The sequence below is a fragment of the Nostocoides jenkinsii Ben 74 genome, from assembly GCF_001046875.1.
GTDB classification, from domain to species: Bacteria; Actinomycetota; Actinomycetes; order Actinomycetales; family Dermatophilaceae; genus Nostocoides_A; species Nostocoides_A jenkinsii.
Genome location: NZ_HF571038.1, coordinates 3,783,923 through 3,786,694, shown reverse-complemented (window position 1 = coordinate 3,786,694; position 2,772 = coordinate 3,783,923). Strand labels below are relative to the sequence as shown.

3 protein-coding genes are annotated in these 2,772 nt (G+C 69.9%); all 3 read right to left on the bottom strand.

What is annotated here, in order from left to right; genetic code table 11:
• Positions 1-59: 59 nt before the first annotated feature.
• Positions 60-1,070, bottom strand: coding sequence for a Gfo/Idh/MocA family protein (locus tag BN13_RS18060; protein ID WP_048545448.1), 1,011 nt, complete (start codon positions 1,068-1,070; stop codon positions 60-62).
• Positions 1,071-1,107: 37 nt separating this feature from the next.
• Positions 1,108-2,007: a 5-deoxy-glucuronate isomerase gene (iolB, locus tag BN13_RS18055; RefSeq protein ID WP_235433961.1), complete on the bottom strand. Its 900-nt coding sequence runs from the start codon at positions 2,005-2,007 to the stop codon at positions 1,108-1,110.
• Between the two features lie 21 nt (positions 2,008-2,028).
• Positions 2,029-2,772, bottom strand: a 744-nt coding sequence (locus tag BN13_RS18050) for a Cgl0159 family (beta/alpha)8-fold protein (RefSeq protein ID WP_048548600.1), incomplete at its 5' end; no start/stop codon positions are given.

Below are 2,772 nucleotides of genomic sequence, written 5' to 3'. Positions count from 1 at the left end.
AGCACGCCTTACGCACTTGAGCACGCCTTGTAAGGCGTGCTCAAGTGCGTAAGGCGTGCTCAAGTTCGAAGCCCGGGGATCTCCGTCAGGGTGACGACGGTGCCCGAGTCCTTCGAGCGCTGGGCGGCCTCGGCGATCCGGGCGGCGGCGAGGCCGTCGGCGACGGTGCACGGGGAGGGTGCCACGCCGCGGGCGACGTCCACGAAGTAGGTCAGCTCCGCGACATACGCCGGCTGGAAGCGCTCCATGAACGACTGATGGGCGGGCCCGGCCGGGAAGGTGGCGCCGGGCTGCGCCGAGCGGATCGCCAGCGTGTCGTCGAGTCCGGCGGCCATCGAGCCGGTGCTGCCGTGGACCTCCATCCGCACGTCATGGCCGGCGCCGTTGTAGCGCGTCGCAGTCACAGTCACCATCGTGCCGTCGTCGAGAGTCAGGATGGCCGCGCCCGTGTCGACATCACCGGCCTCGCGGAAGAACTCGGCGCCCTTGTTGCCGCCGGTGGCGAACACCGAGGCGACCTCTCGGCCGCTGACGAAGCGCACGATATCGAAGTCGTGCACCGAACAGTCGCGGAACAGCCCACCCGAGGTCGGAATGTATGCCGCGTGCGGCGGTGCCTGGTCGTGCGTCGCCGCGCGAATGGAGTGGACGAAGCCCAGTTCACCGGACTGAACCGCGTCCCGCAGCCGACGGTAGCCGGCGTCAAAGCGTCGCTGGAAGCCGATGTGCACCGGGGTGCTGGCGGCGGCTTCGAGGCGGGCGAGTTCGATGGCCTCACCCAGCTCCGCGGCAACCGGCTTCTCACAGAAGATGGGTATGCCCGCGGCGAGCCCCGCGCGGACAGCGGGAGCGTGTCCGGGGGACGAGGAGGTGACGACAAGCGCGTCGACCCCTGCCGCCAGGACGGCGTCGAGATCCGGGACGGCGGTCTGGCCGAGGTCGGCGGCGACCTTGGCGGCGGACTCGGGCACGACGTCGGTCACCACGAGTCCGTCGACGCCCGGGACGCCGAGGAGGGTCTTGGCGTGGAAGGCGCCAATCCGGCCGGTACCGGTGATGCCGATGCGCATGGGGGAAAGCCTTTCTGTGCGTGTCGTTTTCAGAAGTTCAGAGCAGGCGCGGGTCGATGGCGGTGGTGGTCCAGGACTCGCGCACCCACGCATGGGCGGGGTCATCGCAGATCAGCCACGCGCGCTCGGGCCCTGGGCCAGCCATCACATTCAGGTAATAGAGGTCCGCATTGGGGGCGGCGATCGCCGGGCCGTGCCAGCCGTGTGGAACGAGCACGACATCCCCGGAACGCACCTCGGCGAGGACATCGATGGGACGCGCGCCCGCGGCATACACCCGCTGGTATCCCATCGGATCGGTGCCGCGGGGATCGGTGGAACGGGTGCGGAAGTAGTAGATCTCCTCGAGTTCCGTCTCGACGCCGGGCCGCTCGGTGTCGTGCTTGTGGGGCGGCCAGGACGACCAGTTGCCGGCGGGGGTGATGACCTCGCAGGCGATCATCCGGCGGGCATCCAGGACGCCGGGCACGCCGAAGTTGCGGACTTGCCGGGAGGCGATGCCAGCGCCCCGCAGTTCGACCGGGACATCCTGCGCCGCAACGCGATTCGGCGGTGGCCCAGGCTCGGTGGTGGTGTCGGCGGCGAGACAGACGGCGATTTCGGCGCGGGCCTCGGCGGTCAACGTCAGAGTGGCTCCCCGCGGCACGTAGGCGACATCGGTGGGCCCGCTCCATACGGACTCGCGGCCCTCGAGAACGATGTCCTGCGTCTGGCCCTCGTGGGTCACGGTGAGCCGAACTCCGCTGGCCAGGGGGACGACCACGGCTTCGTGGGTGGCCAGGTCGACCTCCCGCGTGTCACCCGGGTCGAGGCGCGCCGTGAGCAGGCCGGTGTGCACCCAGCCATCGACGGCGTCGCCGATCGTGGTGTCCCACAGGGCATCTGTCGTGCTCCCGGCTAGGCGAACCCACCGCGTGTTGTCACTGCCCATACTCATCGTCAGCCTCAATTCAGCAGTTCAGCCGTGCACCAGTTTGGCGGCCGCGTCGACGGCGGTCGCCACATCATCATCCTGCGGGTAGAGCAGCACCCGGCCCGCCACGAGACCCACCGCCGACGGGTGCGCCAGGGCCAATCGCCAGCCCGCGCGAGTCGCCGCCGGATCGGGGCCGGGATCGCCCCCGAGCAGCAGCGTGGGCAAGGTCGTGGCGTCTAGAACGCGGGACATCTCCGGGACGACGGGCAACTTCAGGATCGTGCGCGCGCTGGTGGCGCCGAGTCCTGCGGCGATGTGGATCGAGCGGATCACGGAATCCGGGTCCAGGAGGTTGCGGGCCCGGCCGTCCGGCCCGCGGTCACTGAGGAAGGGCTCGACCATCGCAAACAGCCCTCGCGACGCGAGGTCGGTGACGGCAGCGCCGCACGATTGCAGAGTGGGTGCGGTGGCCGGATCGTCAAGGGCGATGCGGGTCAGCATCTTGCCGCCGTCGAGTCCGTGGGCGGCAATCGACGCCGGGTCGTATGCCGTGAACCGGTCGTCGAATTCGAAGCTCGCCCCTTGCAGCCCACCACGATTCATCGATCCGAAGACCAGACGGTCGTCCAACAGCCCGAGCAGGAGGAGGTCCTCAAGGACGTCGGGCGTGGCGAGGACGCCATCGACGCCGGGCCGACCAAGTGCGACGGCGATCCGGGTGAGGAGGTCGACGCGGTCGGCCATCGCCATACCGGCTTCGCGCACGCCGAGCGCCCCTCGCGCGGG

Excerpts from the sequence above, each read along its gene's own strand:
- BN13_RS18060 (WP_048545448.1), bottom strand. The coding sequence starts at position 1,070 with ATGCGCATCGGCATCACCGGTACCGGCCGGATTGGCGCCTTCCACGCC.
- iolB (WP_235433961.1), bottom strand. The coding sequence starts at position 2,007 with ATGAGTATGGGCAGTGACAACACGCGGTGGGTTCGCCTAGCCGGGAGC.